The organism is Streptomyces sp. Ncost-T10-10d (assembly GCF_900091955.1).
Lineage (GTDB): Bacteria > Actinomycetota > Actinomycetes > Streptomycetales > Streptomycetaceae > Streptomyces.
The window spans coordinates 1-1,287 of the sequence record NZ_FMDF01000198.1; the positions used below are offsets into that span (position 1 = coordinate 1).

Annotated in this window: 2 protein-coding genes; both read left to right on the plus strand. The window is 68.1% G+C overall.

Features of this window, described 5'->3' with window-relative positions:
• The first annotated feature begins 30 nt into the window (after positions 1-30).
• Entirely contained in the window at positions 31-339 is a 309-nt protein-coding gene (locus GA0115254_RS34430; protein ID WP_176740405.1) for a transposase, read from the plus strand.
• Positions 336-1,256: an IS3 family transposase gene (locus GA0115254_RS34435; protein WP_093899186.1), complete on the plus strand. Its 921-nt coding sequence runs from the start codon at positions 336-338 to the stop codon at positions 1,254-1,256. The genes GA0115254_RS34430 and GA0115254_RS34435 overlap by 4 nt, the downstream gene beginning before the upstream one ends.
• Positions 1,257-1,287 lie beyond the last annotated feature (31 nt).

Here is a 1,287-nt window from a genome sequence, read left to right on the forward strand (position 1 = left end):
CAGATGGGTCTCATGAGAGGAGCCCAGACGATGCCTGCGCCGAGGAAGTACCCGCTGGAGTTGCGTGAGCGTGCGGTACGGATGTACCGGACCGCCGAGCCGAAGCCCGTGATCCGCCGCATGGCCGAGGAACTCGGCGTGCACCACGAGGCCCTGCGCAACTGGATCCGCCAGGCCGAGGCCGACGCCGGCGAACGCGACGACCTGCTCACCACCGCCGAGCGTGAGGAGCTTGCCGCCCTGCGCAAGGAGAATGCCCAGCTCAAGCGTGCGAATGAGGTCCTGCGGACGGCCTCGGCTTTTTTCGCGGCCCAGCTCGACCCGACCCGGCCCAGGTGACGGCGCTCGTTGACGAGCACCCGCATCTGGGGGTCGAGCCCGTACTCCGGGAACTGAACATCCCCTCCTCCACCTACTACCGGTGGCGCCGGGCCGAGAAGGAACCGTGCGAACGGCGCCGTCGGGACGCCGAGCTGACGGGCAGGATCCGGCAGGTCCACGACGAGTCCGGCGGGATCTACGGCTCACCTCGCGTGCACGCCGTCCTCAAGCGTGAGGGCGTCCACGTCGGCAGGAAGCGCGTCGAGCGGCTCATGCGGGAGGCCGGCCTGGCCGGGATCAGCCCCCGCCGGGGCACGGGTTTCACTCGCCGTGACCCGGACGCCGAGCTGGCCCCTGACCTGGTGCAACGCGACTTCACCGCGAATGGGCCGAACCGGCTGTGGGTTACCGACTTGACCATGATCTCCACTGGGGAGGGGCCGTTGTGGCTGTCCGCGATCCGCGACGCGTTCTCCCGCCGGGTGGTCGCCTGGGAGACCTCCGCCCGCGCGGACGCCGACCTGGTCCTCACCTCGCTGGAGTATGCCCTGGCCAGCCGCGAAGTCGCACCCGGTGAGCTCATCCACCACGCCGACCACGGCTGTCAATACACGTCCGTGAAGCTCACAACACGCCTGGTCAGGGCCGGTATCCAGGCGTCCATGGGCTCGGTCGGCGACTCGTTCGACAATGCCCTGGCGGAGAACCTGTGGATGGTCATCAAGACCGAGTGCATCCGCGGCCGCGTCTTCGCCACCAGGGCCGAAGCGAACCTCGCGCTCTTCGAGTACATCGACGGCTTCTACAACCCCCGCCGCATCCAGAAACGGCTGGGCTACCTCAGCCCGATCGAGTTCGAGGAGAAGTACTACGCCGACCAGGCAGCGACCGAACAAGTGAACCTGAAACCACGTCAACCCGCTCTGACCAGCTAGTCAGCCACTCCCGCGCCGCGGGGGAACCTCA

Excerpts from the sequence above, each read along its gene's own strand:
- GA0115254_RS34430 (WP_176740405.1), top strand. The coding sequence starts at position 31 with ATGCCTGCGCCGAGGAAGTACCCGCTGGAGTTGCGTGAGCGTGCGGTA.